Genomic DNA, 17021 nt, shown 5'->3' on the forward strand with positions numbered 1-17021 from the left:
CCATACAGACTGAGGTCTGGTTTTTGAACGCCGATCAGATAGAATTTTAGTTGACGCCTGGTTGTTTGATGGTCTTACCGGTTGCCTCTTTAGAAGCTGCCACCATCGTTTTCACGTCCTCCAGCAGTTGCCTGGCATCGTAAACAATGCCGTCTTTGATCGTATACTTTACGCCGCCAACTCTTACGACTTCATTGTCTTCGGTCAACTTGATGGCGCCTGTTCCGTACAGTACCTGAAGGTTTTGCAGCGGATTCTCTTCTACTATGACAAGGTCGGCCAACTTGCCAGGTTCAATGCTGCCAATCTCCTTTTCCATGCCAAGGGCCTGCGCTCCATACAAAGTGGCCGAGCGGATCACCTCCAGAGGATGGAAGCCCGCTTCTCTCAGCAGTTCCATTTCTCTGATATAGGCAAAACCGTACAATTGGAAAATGAATCCTGAATCTGAGCCGGTAGTTACCCTGCCGCCCCGGTTTTTGTATTCATTTACAAATGTCATCCAAAGGCGATAATTCTCTTTCCATTGAATTTCTTCTTCGGTGCCCCAGTAGTGCCAGTATGAGCCATGCGATTGCATGCTTGGCTGGTAGAAATCCCACAGCGAGGGAAGTGTATAATCCTGGTGCCATTCGGCAGTGCGGGCCCTCATTAAATCACGATTGGCCTCATAAATATTGAAGGTTGGATCCAACGTAAAGTCGAGATCAATGAGTGAGTCCATCACTGCGTTCCATTTTTCTGAATATGGAGCGGCAGCCTGCTTCCAAAGCTTTCCGGCTTCGCCAAAACGATGCTGTTCGTTCTGGTAGTTGTAGTCGAGCCGGAAGTCCTGGATGGTGCGGTTGTCGAACATAGCCTCGGGCAGGCCATACCAGTGCTCCATGCTGGTGAGTCCCCAGCTGGCGGTGTTGAGCACATTGGCCCGGGCCACGTCCATTTGCGCATGGTGGCAGGCAGCTCTCAGACCCAGCCGCTTATTCTCCCGCAGCGCAGCTTCCATAATGTCGGGGCTGGCACCGAAGAATTTGATGCCATCGGCTCCTTTTTTAGCATTTTCCTGCACCCAAAGACGAGCTTCTTCGGGGCTGTTGATGCCCCCTTCTTTGCCCATTCCAAAGGCAGTGTAGGCCACGATGCGGGGAGCGGTAATTTCGTTTTTCAGGCTTTTTTTCTTGTGTTCAAGTGTCCAGTCGAGGCCATTGCCAGCTGAAGGTTCACGAATCGTAGTGATGCCATGCGCCATCCAGAGTTTGAACACATATTCGGCCGGAGTTCCCTGCGTCACGCCGCCGATGTGCCCATGCATATCGATAAAGCCGGGAAGCACGTACATGCCCGCTGCGTCGATTTCCTTGCCGCCTTCTTTGAGTTTTGGGCGTCTTTCGGCGTTGATCTCAACACCAGGATAGCCGACGGTCTGGACGCTTTTGATTTTGTTTTGTTCGATAACGATATCCACTGGCCCGATTGGAGGCGCTCCGGTGCCGTTGATCATGATGGCACCTCGAATGATGAGCTGCGTGTAGGGGCCGTCACCTTCAGCCCTGGCGGGTGATGGGGTGATACTTCTCCTTTGGGCAGAAACATCAATGGAAAATATTTGAAAAAGCGCTAAAGCCGTAAGGAATATAGTCTGTTTGTTAATTCGCCTCATGGTTGGGGTATGCTAGGTTTTCGAAGATGTTCATCAAGATAGAGATAAGTGTTGATCCGCCCAACAAGCGCTTTTACAGAAGGTAATTTTAGCGTATTTATTAGTTTTCAGAACTTTTTACTTGTTTAGGTCTTTAAGTAAACAAAAGTCAAAAGATGGCCAGTACTTATTCCACGATGCTCCCACTGAGCACTAAAGCCCCGGATTTTAAACTTTTAGACACCGTTTCTAACAAGCTCCTTTCGCTAAACGATGTCAAAGCTGAGAAAGGCACCGTGGTGATGTTTATTTGTAATCATTGTCCCTATGTCATTCATGTGTTGGATGAGGTGTTGGCGATTGCCAGTGAATACCAGCTAAAGGGTGTAGGTTTTGTGGCCATCAGCTCAAACGACGTGGTGAACTATCCAGAGGATGGCCCTGAGCAAATGAAGATCATGGCCAGAGAGAAGGCTTTCCCCTTTCCTTATTTGTACGATGAAACTCAGGAGGTTGCCAGGGCCTATCAGGCTGCCTGCACCCCGGATTTTTATGTGTTTGATGCCGGCTTGAAATGTGTTTACAGGGGACGACTTGACGCAAGTACACCAAGAAACGGGCTGCCGTTGACTGGGAAAGACTTGCGAAATGCACTGGATGCAGTTTTAAACGGAGACACCGTGAAGGAGGAGGAGCAGCTACCCTCGATGGGTTGCAATATTAAGTGGAAGAGCTAGACCGACAGCAGTTTGACGGCTGCTGCCAAAACCAACGACACCATTCCCACTATTTTTTTGGCAATGGCCAGCTTCACGGCAGAGGCCCGACTGTGCACATGAAGTTTCTTGTAGATGTTCTTGATGTGCGTTTTTACGGTGTGCGGACTGATGAAGAGCCCTTCAGCTATTTCGAGGTAGTTGTTCCCATCCACAAGCCGTTGGATTATTTTTACTTCCTGCTCGGAGAGCCCATATTCCTGAATAGCCTGGTCTTTCAATTTCGAATCCTCGCTCAGATTTGGATCTGAACTAATCAAGCCAATCATTTTGCGGGCGATGGTTCTCGACATTGGTGCACCACCCTCCAGCAGTTCTTCAACGGCTTTTACAATATTGGACGGGCTTTCGTCCTTCAGCATGTAACCCACAGCCCCGGCTTTCAGAGAGTTGAATATTTTGTCGGGCTGCTCAAACACCGTGAGCATCATTACTTCAATATCTGGCAGTGACTGCTTTAGGCGAGCGGTCGTTTCTATTCCGTCGATGCCAGGCAATTCAATGTCCATGAGAACTACCTGAGGTAGCTCTTGTGCAGTGGCCTGTTCCATTTTGTTGAGAAAATCCTCCCCGGTTGGACTGACTAGTACCAGGTCAATACTTTGGAAGTATTTAAAGTTGTCGATGAATCGCTTTCTCAGCGACGGATTATCCTCAACCAATGCAATACGAATAGCCATAGGTTTTTTGTTCAGTGTCAAAGGTGGGGTAAAGAACTAATTGCCCCAATACCCAATTTGGGGTAAATCAAATAGTGAGGCTAATGGTAGATCCCTGATTTTTTACGGATGAGATACTAAAGCCGCCTCCAATTTCCTCCATACGTCGTTTCATATTTTCAATGCCATAGTGCTCACCTTTAGCCATGGCTTCGGTATCGAATCCGACACCATCGTCGGAAATCTTTATCACCAGGGACTCCTTCAAGGACAAGTCTACGATGATGTGACGAGCCTCAGCATGTTTGGCAATGTTTTGAATACTCTCCTGCACCACCCGGGTAATGTTGAGCGCCTCCCGGGAGGCGAGCTTATAAGGGTAGGCGATGTGGTTAATGATTTCAAAAGAGAGGCTGGAATTATACTTGATTGCGTTGGTTAGGTATTTTTCAATGTGATCGATAAAATCGGCCAGGGTTATTTCGCTCTGATGCAGGCTCCAGATGCTGTCACGAAGGCTTGTGAGCGTGTCCTGCGCATCTGCTTTCAGACTGCTCACGATTTTTTGCACTTCTTCATCTTTCCTGAATCCCTCAATTTGATCCGTAATCTGCAGGCCAGAGAGAATACTTGTCAGCTGAGCGCCTACATGGTCGTGGAGGTCGCTTGAAATGCGTTCTCGTTCTGACTGAATTTTTTGAACCAGTTCTAGTTGCTGTACTCTTCGCTGGAGCTTCAGCCTATTGTAGCCCAGGTATAGCAGGATAAGCAAAACGACCACTCCACCAATGAATGCATAAAGCTGGAGATTCTTTTGTTGGATAAGCAAAGCCTGCTCGGCCAATTGCAGGTCCCTGATTTGTATCTGCTGCACCTTCTTTTCAGTTTCATATTTTGTTTGCATCTCGGCAAGTGCCTCCGACTGAGCTTTCGCATATGAAGAGTCTTTTTCAACACCCCACTTCCTGTATAATTCTGTCGCTCGCTGAAAGTTTCCGGCCGCCTCATAGTTCAAGGCGAGTGCCTCATATATGTTTTCAATCTTGTAGTCTACCTGATCGTCCTCAGCCAGTTTTAATGCTCTATTGCCATATTCAATACCTTTCGACGGGTTTTTTAGCTTGGCATAAATGTTGGAAATATTGGTCAGGTCGGCTATTTGCATGGCAGTGCCGGGCACTTTCTCACGTATTTTTTCTGCTGTCAAGAACATCTCCAGCGCCCTGTCATAGTCATCCGCTGACTCGTAAACCGTTCCCAGAATGTGCAGACCGTTTGCTTCCGCATGCAAGTTGTTGGTTGCTCTGGCCCGTTCTATACCCCACGTGACAAAGTATTCGGCTGAGTCGTAACGAGACAGGCTCCCATAACAAGAGCCGATGTTGTTTAGCACCACCGGATGCGGCTCAGGAATTTTTGGCAAAGCCTTCTTGAAGTTGGAGATCGCCTTTGCATACTGACGCAGCTCCATAAATACAAGACCGATATTATTGAGAGCAGCCATTTCTCCATAAGGGTTTCCAGCTTCCTCGTGGCTTCTCAGCACGTCATAAAATATGTTGACTGCCTCCTCAAACCTCCTTTTCGACACCAGGTAAAGACCCCTGCTGTTCATGGTGAGGGTGTGGTATTTTTTATCGCCGAGCGAATCAGAGAGGTGCAGGGATTTTTCGAAATAGTATTGAAGTGAGTCTTCGTTTCGGTAGGTCTCGTAATAAATAGCCAGATTATACATGGATCTGGTGAGACCTGGAGCGAACGCTTTGGTCAGTGCTTTTGCCCTGGCCGAATGACTGTACTGGTAGATCTTTTCCGGATTGGAGTAGCGGTATTTTTCTGCCAGCGCATTGAGGATATTGATCCGGCTGGTGTCCGGAATATTGGTTTTCAGTACATTTTCAAGACTGTCAATGAAGGCGGGTTGGCTACTTGAGCTTAGGGAGAAAAAAAGCATCAATGCGGCAAGACACAATTTCGGTCGCATGAAGATTTACGGTATAAGTTGTTGGCTCCGGTAAGATAAGCTTTTATTGGTTTTTTTCCTTTTGGAATAGTACTAATCAAATATTTTGTGATGTAGCGTGCCAGTTGAACGGGCTTCTTTTTTCGGGAAAAGGTTAGTGTAATATACCCCGAAGACGGTATTTCGGACGGTCTTGGCCCGGTCTAATTTTATGGTGTCAAAATCCAATTAGACCGTAGAACCAGATCAAATGAAAGTTTTCACCAAGATTTTTGCCGTTGTTTCTCTATGTTTTTTCATCCTGAATGGTTACTGCAAATCTGTAGCAGTTGATGACTTTTCCAGATCACCTCTAGACGATATCACCCTTTTGAGTCCGGTTGGCACGGAGGAAAAGAAGTTTGGTGAATCGCTGACGATTTCCTGGCAGAATTACTCAACCTACGCCACCTCCGACTACTTCCAGCTTTACTACCGCAAAGATGGAGCTGGCTGGGTGAATTTTCTCAGTCAATATGGGACGAACCTGTCGCCGACTGGCAACCAGATGAGCTACAACTGGACGATTCCAGATTTTGGAACCGATGCAGAAAGCCAGGTTGAAATTAGAGTTGTGAATGCTTCGAGGAGTGTTGAGGGAATCGGCAATGATTTCAGGGTTTACTACGAACCGGAAGTGGTGGTCACCAATCCGGTTGGTACCGAAGAGCTAAAATTCGGCGATCCACTGACCATAAGCTGGACCAACGGAGACTACACCAGTAATGACTATTTCCAACTTTACTACCGTAAAGACGGCGGAAGTTGGGTAAACTTTACCAGCCAATATGGGCTGTACTTGTCGCCTAGTGGCAGCCAGATGAGTTACAACTGGACAATTCCTGATTTTGGGACTGATGCAGAAAGCCAGGTCGAAATAAGAGTGGTGAACGCTTCGAGGAATGTCGAGGGAATCAGCAACAACTTCAGGGTATACTATGAGCCGGAAGTGGTGGTGACTAACCCGACTGGAACAGAGGAACTCAAGTTTGGTAACTCACTGACTATTACCTGGACCAACGGAGACTACACGAACAATGACTATTTCCAACTTTACTACCGTAAAGACGGGGGTAGCTGGATAAATTTTGTCAATCAATATGGGCTGTACTTGTCGCCTAGTGGGAGCCAGATGAGTTACAGCTGGACGATTCCTGACTTCGGCACTGATGCTGAAAGCCAGGTGGAGGTAAGAGTAGTAAACAGCTCAAGGAATGTTGAAGGAATCAGCAATGATTTCAGGGTTTACTACGAACCGGAAGTGGTTGTTACCAATCCGACCGGCACCGAGGAATTGAAGTTCGGCAATCCATTGACCATTACCTGGACAAACGGCGACCATACGAACAACGATTACTTCCAGCTCTACTACCGCAAAGACGGGGGTAGCTGGATAAATTTTGTCAATCAATATGGGCTTTACCTGTCGCCGAGTGGCAACCAAATGAGCTACAACTGGACGATTCCTGATTTTGGGACGGATGCAGAAAGCCAGGTCGAAATAAGGGTGGTCAATGCTTCGAGGAATGTTGAGGGAGTCAGCACTGATTTCCGGGTTTACTACGAGCCTAGCGTGTCGATTACCAGTCCGACAGGTGAAGAGATAAAGGCTCTCGGCTCTACTATACAGCTTGCTTGGACAAATGGTGATGTGACCAACAACGACTATTTCCAGATTTACTACCGGGTAAATGGGGGCGGCTGGGTGAACTTTTACAATCAATACGGGCTCTATTTATCCCCGTCAGGATCCGAAATGAGTTATAGTTATACCATTCCCAACGTGAGCATTTCCGGGACTGCCACTATGGAAATCAGAGTGGTAAACAGTAGTCGCTCGGTGGAGGCGATTTCACCCGCATTTACAATTTGTTCCAGCTGTCCCGCTGTGGCACTAACAGCGCCCAATGGAGGACAGGCGTTCTTTGTGGGCGACGAGGTAAGTATTACCTGGTCTCTATCTAACGCCTGGAATAGCTCCGACAATATTGTAGTCAGCTATAACACTGGTGCGGGAGACCAAACCATTTTTTCCGGATTATACTCCGCCGTGCCAGGCAACTCCTACACCTGGACGGTACCCGACGATGTGAGTTCAGAAGTAAAGGTGAAAATCACCAACACAACCACTGCAGAGTCCGACGAAAGTGACAGCTTTTTCAGTATCGTGCCCATACCGGTTCGTTCAGTCGAGTTTTCCAGTCCGTCAGGTGATGTGGTATACCTTGGTGGGTCGGTGGCCGTCGAGTTTTTGCCTTCGGAAATAGCGGGAAGTGATGAGCTCAGTTTTGAACTGTCGACCAACGGCGGTGTGAGTTTCCCTTATACAATCCAAACGGCCGCACTCAATACCCTGGACAATATTGCCGGGTCATATTTCTTCGATTTTGTGCCGAACAATCCTTCGTTTGTTTCTGAGTCATGCATGATCAGGGCGAAATACGGAACAACCGTTCTGGGCGCTTCCGACATATTTTACATTGCCAGCCCCGCCATTTACAACCTGGCGGTCAGCTACCCTCAGGAAGGGGAGAATATACTCGTTTATGACCTTCCCGTCGATATCACCTTTACAAACGACGGCCTCAGCACCTTCGACCTCTACTATGTGGTGCCCGGCCAGTCGCAGGTACTCATCGAAGACGCAATCGACATTTCTGCTGACTTTGACGTGACCTATAGCTACACCCCTGATTTTGTGGGTGAGAATGCCAAATTCAGGATCGTTGGCGGAGGCCAAACCATCGAAACAGAAGCATTTGATGTGGTTTATCCCGTAGTGGCAACAGATGAGGGATACGACCCTGTCAGCCTTGTTGACTTCGGCATCAGGCAGGCCAGCACGACGACTGTATTGTCTTATCTGCTGAATGTGACCAACGTTGGGGTTACGGTAACCTCGACCAATCCTGATGATTTTGAAATTTCTTTGAGCGAAGGTTCAGGCTTTACAAACAGTTTGGTAATAGCACCTCAAGCAGGCATCAGGAGCATTCCTGTGTATGTCAAGTTTGCGCCAGCGACCAATAACGGAGCACTTGCACAGGGTGTCTTGAGAAACCGATTTGTCGATTCCAATCTGTCGAATATTGATATCGATGTAAATGTGCAGGGCAGAGCGGCAACCTCCGGGCCTTCACTGGTGCTTTTTGCTCCGGCGAATGCTGCAGAGCTGATCTCAAACAGCGTTACTACAATCAGGTGGGGAAGTACGCTGGTCGATCTGCTCAGCGTTGAGTATTCGCTTGACGCTGGAGCCAACTGGTTCCTGATAGAAGACGACCTGTCTGCATCCTTCACAGAGTTTGATTGGTTGGTTCCCGAAGTTGCCTCACAAACAGATGCCATTATCCGTCTGGTGGATCAGTCAGGCCTGGCGACCATTGCCAGCGCTGAAGTATCAATCCTTCCTGCTCCTTCCATCAGTTCGCTTACGTTGATCAACAGCGGTGCCAATCTTCAAATTGACGGCAGTGGCTTTTCATCTATTGCCAATCACAACCAAATCACCTTCCCTGGTTTCCCGGACATAACTGCCTACCCAACATCGGCCTCGGCTACTCAGCTGGTGGTGGAAGTGCCACAAGGAACGGTTTCTGGTTTCATCAAAGTGAATGTTTCCGGCAAAGGAACGGCCATTTCGCCGAGTCAGCTCGTGCTTTCGGGAATTACCCTTACTCCAGACCAGGGCCAGGTAGGCAACACTGTCTTTATCAACGGCAGTGGTATTGACTTTGAGGCGGCCACAGCTGTTTCGGTAACGTTTACAAATGGTATTTTAGGATCTGTGGCAGCAGCCTCGGTGGTGGTGGAAAGTGCTGATTTACTTTCAGTAGTGGTTCCGTCAGGCGTGGAAGCTACCGGCGCAGTGGAGGTGGATGTTGACGGGATCGTTTATACATCCGCACAGGCGTTTAAAATTCAGTCGATTGATTTCACACCAAAAACGGCGGGAATCTTTGAAACAGTCACCATTTCAGGTGTGAATACGTCATTTCTTAATAACAATACGCAGGTATTTATCAACGGCCTGGCTGCTACCGCATCCGGAGTGTCAAATACCCAAATCAATGTGACCGTGCCTCATGGAGCCAGCACTGGCAAGGTGACTGTGAGTACTAACAATGGATTCTTCGAGGCGTTAGATGACCTGACGGTTGAGCAACACAAGATCACGTCCCTGTCTGCCACTAAAATTACCAAAGGTCAGTCGCTGGTCATCACCGGAGACAATTTTACGGGAGCCAGCTTAGTAAAGATCAACGGAGAGAGCATTACTTACCAGTATTATTACTTCGGAACGCCGTATTTCACAATAGACTCCGATCAGCAGATTACGGTGCACATTTCGCCATCTTCCATTGCGGGTACCGGAAAAGTGAGTGTGACCAAAGGTGGCCTGGAGGTTGAAAGTTTGGAAGACCTGACTGTTATCCCAGCCATTACGTCGCTGAGTACATTGCAGGCTGCGCCGGGTGCTCAGGTAACGGTATTTGGTTCGTACTTTAGCGGTGTTGACAACACCGTGTATTTCAACCAAAATAAGCCTGCGGCTATTGTTTCTCAAAGCACTTCCTCAATCACAGTCATCGTACCGCAGGACGCTATTGATGGCTCAGTAACTGTAGTGAATAACGACGTATCTCAGCAAGGTGTGTCTTCCGCCAGCTTCGATGTGGTGGCTGCACCTGTGTTTACAAGCTTCTCGCCGCTGAAAGCCACTTCCGGCCAAGTAGTAACCATCACAGGGCAGAACTTCCAGAGCCCGGCGCCAAGCAATTTGGTGGTCAATGGGAACAGCGTCACGTTCAGTGTAGTTGACAACAACACCATGCAGTTTACAGTCCCAACCTGGATGTATGGAGCCGGGGAAGTTGAAATAGCAAAAGGCGGAGTTACGGTGGAAGGGCCACAGCAGTTTACTGTTTTGCCAAAGATCACGTCATTCACACTTGCCACCGGAGCAGTTGAGGGAGCAAGTGTATCTATTTCCGGCACAGGCTTTAACCCGACCGCTTCCAACAACCTTGTTACTTTCTACAACAACAAGCCAGCTACCATTTCAAGTGGCAATAGCACATTCCTGAATGTGACTGTTCCTTCGGGTGCGGTAACTGGAAAACTTAGGGTGACCAACCAGTCCATCCTGGAGACAGCGGAGAGTGCCAACGACTTTATTGTTGTGCCTCACGCCATCATTTCATCATTTGCCCCTGCCAGTGGTCAGGTCACAAAAACAGAGGTGACGATTACTGGCGAACACTTTAATAGCCCAGCAGTGTCAACAGTCCGGTTTAGTGGCACAAACGCTACATTTAATGTGGTCTCAGACACGGAGATCAAGGCTACGGTACCTTCCATCTTCAACAATGGGGTCATCAGCATTACCAGGGCAGGTGAAACAATCCAGTCGGCCAATAATTTTGAAATTGCCCCTGACATCACCAGCCTTTCCGCTTCAACCCTTGCTTCGGGAGCCACGCTCAACATTGGCGGTACTTTCCTCAATGCTGTTTCGCAGGTAAGGGTCGGCAGTACAGTGGCCACCATCACAAGCAACAGCAATTACTACGGTGTTTCTATCACAGTGCCAACGATGGCACCCGGAAGCTACAAGGTAACAGTGACGAAAAATGGCCTGAGCGATGAGAGCGATTCAGAGCTAACAGTCGTTGCACCGCACACGATCACCAACTTCACTCAGGTAGCAGGTTTGGGTCAGGACGTGACGATCACAGGCACCAACTTTACGTCGCCAGTAGTTACATCCGTCACACTCAACGGCGTGTCTGCTGCTATCCAGTCGGCCACAGCCACGCAGCTTGTCGTGAAAGTGCCTAACAGCATGAACTTCGCTGGCCAGGGCAAGGTGGCGATCACACGTGCCGGACTGACCATCCAGAGCACTTCCGACTTCTACGTCCGGCATGGTATTTCCACCACATTCAATACCCAGAATTATGTGGTGGATCAGCAGATTACCGTTTCAGGGAACAACTTCTACTACCCTTCAGTCAGTCAGGTAAAGGTGAATGGCGTGAATGCGACCTTCTCCATTGCAGGCGATGGTTCACTGAGCGTGACCATTCCCAACGCCGTGGGTACGGGAAAGGTAGAAGTGATCAAACCGGGTCCTGTGGGCACGGTGGAAAGCACAACCGATATTACAATAGTGCCGAGAGCGGTACTTAGTTCCTTCAGCCCGACAATTCAGGCAATCGGCGGAACAGTGACACTGACCGGCCAGAACTTCACCAGCCCGGCGGTCTCTTCCGTCATCATCAACAATACTTCAGTAAGTTCATTTACAGTCAATAGCGCCACAGAAATAACGGCCACGGTGCCCAGTATTTCCAATTTTAATACACAGGGTAATGTGCAGATTACCAAAGCAGGCCTCACTCAGTCGCTGGGCACATTTACTGTGAAGCATACTTTTGGCAGCTTGTCGGCGTCAACAGTCACTGCAGGGGCTTCAGTGACGGTTAACGGCACGTTTTTTACCACACCATCCGCTACCGTGACTCTTGGCGGCACAAGTGTGTCGGTGTCGTCCATCAACGCCAATAGTCTTACTTTTACCGTGCCGACTAATACCACGCCAGGCAGCCACGAAATAGTCCTTACCAGGTTGGGTGAACAAGTGTCTGCTGGCAACATCACTGTGCTGGCGCCACACACCATCGCCTCACTTGACAGTGACAGAAAAGGAAAAACTGAGACCCTGACTATCACAGGCAGCAATTTCGATAACACCCCTCAGGTTTATCTCAACGATGTGTTGGTAAGCTCAACGGTTAACAGCAGCAGTGAAATCAGTCTCACAGTTCCTTCAAACATTACCGGAGGTACAGTTGCACTTAAAATTCTGAGAGGAGGCCTGACGGTATCAGCGTTTGATGGATCTGACGTAGATTTCTCGGGCACAGCTCAGTTCTACATGAAGCCGTCGGTAACTACAGATGTTGCTGCTTCCACCTACGTTATTGGGCAAACTTTGACACTTAGTGGTAGCAACTTTAGCACACCTGGTGTCAATTCGGTGGTGCTCGTCGATGGAGGCAATGAAACCACTGTCCAAAGCACAGTGCTAAGCGACAACGCAATACAGCTAGTGTTGACGGCCCAAAGTGGCCCGTCCCTGACGGCTACCAGCTACGATGTGAAGCTGGTGAAGACGGTCACAAGCGCTGAAGGTAATATTGAGGTGACACTCGCCAATCAGCTGACACTCGATGACCAGGCGACGATTACTGAGATTGCCGAGGCAAGTGCTCAGGCTGGCACTTTTGTCACTATCACAGGGTCTGGCTTTACCGCTCCCAATGTTACTTCTGTTAAAATAAACGGAGCCCTAGTAGGCGTTGGTAACTTCACTGTCGACGATGACAATACCATCACGGCCAAAGTGCCTATGGCGGCGGCGGCTTACGCTGATGGCACGGCTAACAATATCGAACTCATCAGAGGCGGTCTCACCATTTTCGCCACGGATGAATTCATTGTAGAGCAGCAGATCACAGGATTCCTGAAATCGGACTTTAGCAACATTAATCCAGCCACCGAACGAGTGGTGGAAGGGCAGACTTTCTACATAGAGGGCAATCATTTTGAAAGCCTGGCCAGTATCAGTAGCGTGACGGTGAACGAGGTGGGGGTTACGGCGGTGTTTGTGAATGGCAACAGGTTGCAGATCACAGTGCCGTCTGGATCGCAGGGTGTCGGGAAAGTGGCCGTTACCCGCAGAGGTATTTTGGCAGAGAGTGCCCAGGCGCTGATCGTCTCTCCCGCAGCGAGTATTACTGCGGTCGATCCGGCAGCCAGAATAGCCGGTGGCACGATCACTATCAGCGGAGACCATTTTAGCCTGCCAGACGTAACCACGGTGACCGTTAACGGAGCTTCTGCTACTTTTGACATTCTCAATGACGACAATATCAAAGCAACGGTGCCTTCGAATGCTGCGGCGACCGGAAATGTGACGGTGACAAGGGGCGGCGTGACGTCCAATGCAGTTGCTTTCAACGTCGTGCCGAAGATCTTCAGCTTCACCAATACCGGCCTTGAAGGGAGCACAGTGACAATCAACGGCTCCCATTTTGGCTCAACCATTGGCGCCAACGAAGTTTACTTCACACGGGCGTCTGACTTTGTTCAGGCAACTATTTCCGGTGCCAATAGCAACAGTCTTATGGTGACGGTGCCCGCTGGTACAATCACCGGCCCGATAAAAGTTATCAACACAACTTCTTCTCAGCAGGTGGTGAGCAGCGCTAACTTCAACTTGTTGCCTTCTCCCGGCAGCTTCAGTATCAATCCAGCCAGTGGGCCGGTTGCCTCTCAGTTTACTATCAGCGGCGTCAATATGAATGGGGCCAATGAGGTGAAAGTAAATGGAGTATCTGCCAATTCTTTCACCGTCGACCCTGATGGTACCAGCATTACCGTTACGGTGCCTTCATCAGCAACATCCGGCGATGTGGTCATCAAAAAGGCTGGGCAGTCTTTTACCGCAGGCACATTTAATGTGACACCAAAAGTGACCAGCTTCCCTGCATTGGCTGTGGTAGGCAGCCAGATCACCATCAATGGAAAAACATTTACCGGAGCAACAAGCGTGACAATCAACAGCACCGCTGCTACGATTGACCAGGTCTCTTCTGACTTCGTCAAAGTAACAACGGTTGCGGGAAATGTTGGTATTGGCAACATAGTGGTGACCACGCCTTCGGGTTCAGGAACCAGCAGCAGTACCATCGAAATAAAGGGCCAGCCGTCGATTGCGAGCTTTAGCCCTGTGTCGGGTGGCTCAGGTGATGTGGTGACCATTTCGGGCGCCAATCTGTCAACAGTGACCTTCGTGAAATTCAATAATACTAATGCCTCCTTCACAATCTCCAGCGATAACGAGCTCAGTGCCATAGTGCCTTCGGGAGCTTCGACCGGAAAAATATCGCTGGGATTGGGAGGCATTACCGTACAATCTGTGGGGAACTTCAGCATTGTGCCCAAGATTACCACTTTCACTGCTGCGGCTATCACAGGTGCCACCATTCAGATCAACGGCACTAATTTCAGCGGAGCTACTCAGGTTGCTTTCGCCGGAGCTACGGCCGTGCCATTCTCAGTTTCTGCTAATTCTCTATCGGTAACTGTGCCTGCTGGTGCGGCTACTGGTTCACTTACGGTTACTACCCCTTCGGGCACCTCGGCAGCGACGGCCAATAGTTTTGTAGTGCTTCCTTCCATTTCCTCGGGAGGGTTCTCACCAGCAAAAGGAGCGATAGGTTCTACCTTGACGATAACCGGAACAGGCTTTGTAGACGAAAATGCTTCACAAAATGTGGTGAATTTCAATGGAGGTGTAACTGCTACGGCGAGTGCTGCCACAGCCTCCAGTCTGACTGTGCAGGTGCCGGAAGGCGCCATTACAGGGGCGCTTAACGTAACATTCAATGGCACCACCACCGGGCCATTTTCAGCGGCGAGCTTTGTTATAGTACCGCAAATTGATGCAGCCGGCCTTTCGATTACGTCCGGTTATGGCGGGGAAAGCTTGACGATCACCGGCAAGGGCTTTAGTTCAATTGCAGCTAACAACGCAGTGAACTTTGGAGGAGGAGTTTCTGCTGTTCCCTTCTCCGCCACAACCACATCTTTGGGAGTGACGGTGCCCGCTGGCTTTGTCACTGGTGCTTTAACAGTAACTACATCAGGAGAAGCAAGTGCCGCAAGTGCGCAGACATTTACCCGCAAATCGGTGGTGGTGACGGCGCCAAATGGAGGGGAAACCTTCAATCTGGGGGATGCTTACATTATTACGTGGACTGAGGAGGGACTGGATGCTGACTCGCCTTTGACCATCAGTTACTCGACCGACGGTGGGGTCAGCTACACAGAAATTGTTGCAGGTGTTGTGGGTGACTTCTCTGGGACATTCGATTGGACCCCAGAAGGTGACCCAACTACTGCCGCCAGAATAAAAGTCGCAGTTGATGGCGATAAGGCGTTGGATGAAAGTAATGATAACTTCACGGTAAGAATCAAGCCATTGCTTACTGTGGTTTACCCTAACGGAGGAAAAACGGTTCGCTTTGGGAAGCCAGCTCAAATCGAGTTTACGACAGAAGGGCTTGATCCTGCTACGTCTTTGCTGTTCGAATATTCTCTTGATAATGGAGCGACCTACCAGCAGCTGGGTTCCGGTACGATCGAAGAGCTGGCGGGCGTATACGATCTGGTGATGGAAGAGGCATACAGCGATGAGGCACTTGTCAGGATCAGTACGGAGACTGGGGAGTCAGTAAGCGATGTGTCTGACGAAGTTTTCACAGTGTTGCCAAAGCCTGTGCTGGCTATCACAAGTCCAACTGAAGGGGAGACCTTGTTTATCGGCGAATCACATGATGTGACCTGGACCGCACAGTACCTGCTCGATTCGGATGAGCTGGAGCTGTTTTACTCAGCTGATAACGGCACAACATTTAGCTCAAAAGGAACCGGGCTTGCTTCGGAACTCGCCGGGAAAATGACCGTAACAATAGAAGCTCCCGTCTCTCAGGAAGCCCAGTTCAAGCTAGCGAATGCTGGCAATAACGTTTCGCCAATTTCAGCAACGTTCAGCATCGCACCTGCTCCATCCATCGTCGTCACTGCCCCGGAAAGCGGTGAGATACTTGCTGGTGGAGTGGAGAAGCAAGTTACGTGGACGACTACCTCTGTTGACCCGGATGCCGAGCTTGTGGTGGAGTATTCAGCTGATGGCGGAGCCACATATGAATCCCTGACCTCGGGAACAGCCTCCGCCCTGAATGGCTCGTTCGATTGGAGTGTGCCTAACGCAGCCACAGCCAATGGGTTTGTGAGAGTGAGAGCAGCAGATGGTACAGTGAGCGATACCAACGACGAAGCCTTCGTTATTCAGGCCCAGGTAACCAGCCTGAGTATCTCAGGGCTGCTGGTGACACCAGGCGGATCCGCCGTGAATGTGGTTGAGGTGCTTCTTTACAAAGCCAATGCGGCTGGCGGCTGGGATATTGTGAGCACTGACGAGTTGCAACTGGCAGAAAACAGGAACACATTCAGTTTTGTCAATCTTGAGGCGGCCGATTACCTGATATTTGCTAAACCCGACCGGGCAAGGTTCCCTAACCTGAGAAATACCTGGTTTGGTAATACACTTCTTGTGAGGGAGGCCGTCACCCTTTCGCTTACAGCCAGCCGGAGTGATGTTGACATAGAAGTAGTGGAGGTGGCGCCTGCACCCACGGGACGTGGCGTTGTGAAAGGCAGGCTGGTCAACACCAGCGGCAACAGTCGGGTAAGTGGCCTGGAGATTGGCAGGATTCTGGACGACGGAGACCCACTCGCTGGCGTGACGGTCAATCTGCTTAATGCTACGACAGGTGCTTATGTGACAGACGCAGAAACCGACGAGAATGGCCTCTTTACAATGACAGGCTTGGTGGTTGGCCAGTACAGGCTAAGCGTGGAATTGGCAGGCGTGCCGATGGATTTTGGCTCGGCAGTCATTGATCTGGTGAATGAAACTGACCAGGTGGCGTTGACAGCCATTGTCACAGAGGGCGGGACGGTGCTGGTGCGGATTGATGAAGTAGTTGCCGGGATAAACGATCCGTTGGTTGTCGAAAAGCTGGTAGCCTACCCAATGCCTGTGCAAAATGAGCTGACCATTGAGGTTTCAAACAAAAAGGCAGGAGATTTAAAATTCGTCATCTTCAATCTGGCGGGCTTGCAAGTTTTTGAGTCCCAGCTTTTGAAAGCTGACAAAGGAGACCACCAGTGGATTTTCGATGTCTCCCATCTGAAAAACGGCATGTACATGGGTAAGTTCGTAAGAGCGGAAATGAATGAGATTTTACCCTATCAAGTCAAGGTAATGATTGCAAAATAGGTCACAACAACAGTTTTCGGCAACAACCCCTTCC

Annotated in this window: 5 protein-coding genes; 2 read left to right on the plus strand and 3 right to left on the minus strand. The window is 49.6% G+C overall.

What is annotated here, in order from left to right; all coding sequences use genetic code 11:
- Window positions 1-46: 46 nt before the first annotated feature.
- On the minus strand, window positions 47-1657 hold the full coding sequence (locus tag AAC052_RS05825) for an amidohydrolase family protein (RefSeq protein WP_339811653.1): 1611 nt from the start codon (window positions 1655-1657) through the stop codon (window positions 47-49).
- A 155-nt stretch (window positions 1658-1812) separates the two neighbouring features.
- Here AAC052_RS05825 and AAC052_RS05830 point away from each other — a divergent pair, with 155 nt between their 5' ends.
- Window positions 1813-2373, plus strand: coding sequence for a thioredoxin family protein (locus AAC052_RS05830; protein WP_339811655.1), 561 nt, complete (start codon window positions 1813-1815; stop codon window positions 2371-2373).
- Here AAC052_RS05830 and AAC052_RS05835 read toward each other — a convergent pair.
- Both AAC052_RS05835 and AAC052_RS05840 read right to left on the minus strand, forming a co-directional pair.
- Window positions 2370-3092 carry a response regulator transcription factor gene (locus tag AAC052_RS05835; protein ID WP_339811657.1) on the minus strand — a complete coding sequence of 241 codons (723 nt, stop codon included), beginning with the start codon at window positions 3090-3092 and terminating at the stop codon, window positions 2370-2372. The two genes, AAC052_RS05830 and AAC052_RS05835, sit on opposite strands and share 4 nt — an antisense overlap.
- A gap of 67 nt (window positions 3093-3159) precedes the next feature.
- Window positions 3160-5055 carry an ATP-binding protein gene (locus AAC052_RS05840; protein ID WP_339811659.1) on the minus strand — a complete coding sequence of 632 codons (1896 nt, stop codon included), beginning with the start codon at window positions 5053-5055 and terminating at the stop codon, window positions 3160-3162.
- A 229-nt stretch (window positions 5056-5284) separates the two neighbouring features.
- Here AAC052_RS05840 and AAC052_RS05845 point away from each other — a divergent pair, with 229 nt between their 5' ends.
- On the plus strand, window positions 5285-16987 hold the full coding sequence (locus AAC052_RS05845) for an IPT/TIG domain-containing protein (protein ID WP_339811661.1): 11703 nt from the start codon (window positions 5285-5287) through the stop codon (window positions 16985-16987).
- The last annotated feature ends 34 nt before the right edge of the window (window positions 16988-17021 follow it).

The sequence above is a fragment of the uncultured Imperialibacter sp. genome, assembly GCF_963974565.1.
In the GTDB taxonomy this organism is placed as follows: domain Bacteria; phylum Bacteroidota; class Bacteroidia; order Cytophagales; family Cyclobacteriaceae; genus Imperialibacter; species Imperialibacter roseus.

Excerpts from the sequence above, each read along its gene's own strand:
- AAC052_RS05825 (WP_339811653.1), bottom strand. The coding sequence starts at position 1,657 with ATGAGGCGAATTAACAAACAGACTATATTCCTTACGGCTTTAGCGCTT.
- AAC052_RS05840 (WP_339811659.1), bottom strand. The coding sequence starts at position 5,055 with ATGCGACCGAAATTGTGTCTTGCCGCATTGATGCTTTTTTTCTCCCTA.
- AAC052_RS05845 (WP_339811661.1), top strand. The coding sequence starts at position 5,285 with ATGAAAGTTTTCACCAAGATTTTTGCCGTTGTTTCTCTATGTTTTTTC.
- AAC052_RS05830 (WP_339811655.1), top strand. The coding sequence starts at position 1,813 with ATGGCCAGTACTTATTCCACGATGCTCCCACTGAGCACTAAAGCCCCG.
- AAC052_RS05835 (WP_339811657.1), bottom strand. The coding sequence starts at position 3,092 with ATGGCTATTCGTATTGCATTGGTTGAGGATAATCCGTCGCTGAGAAAG.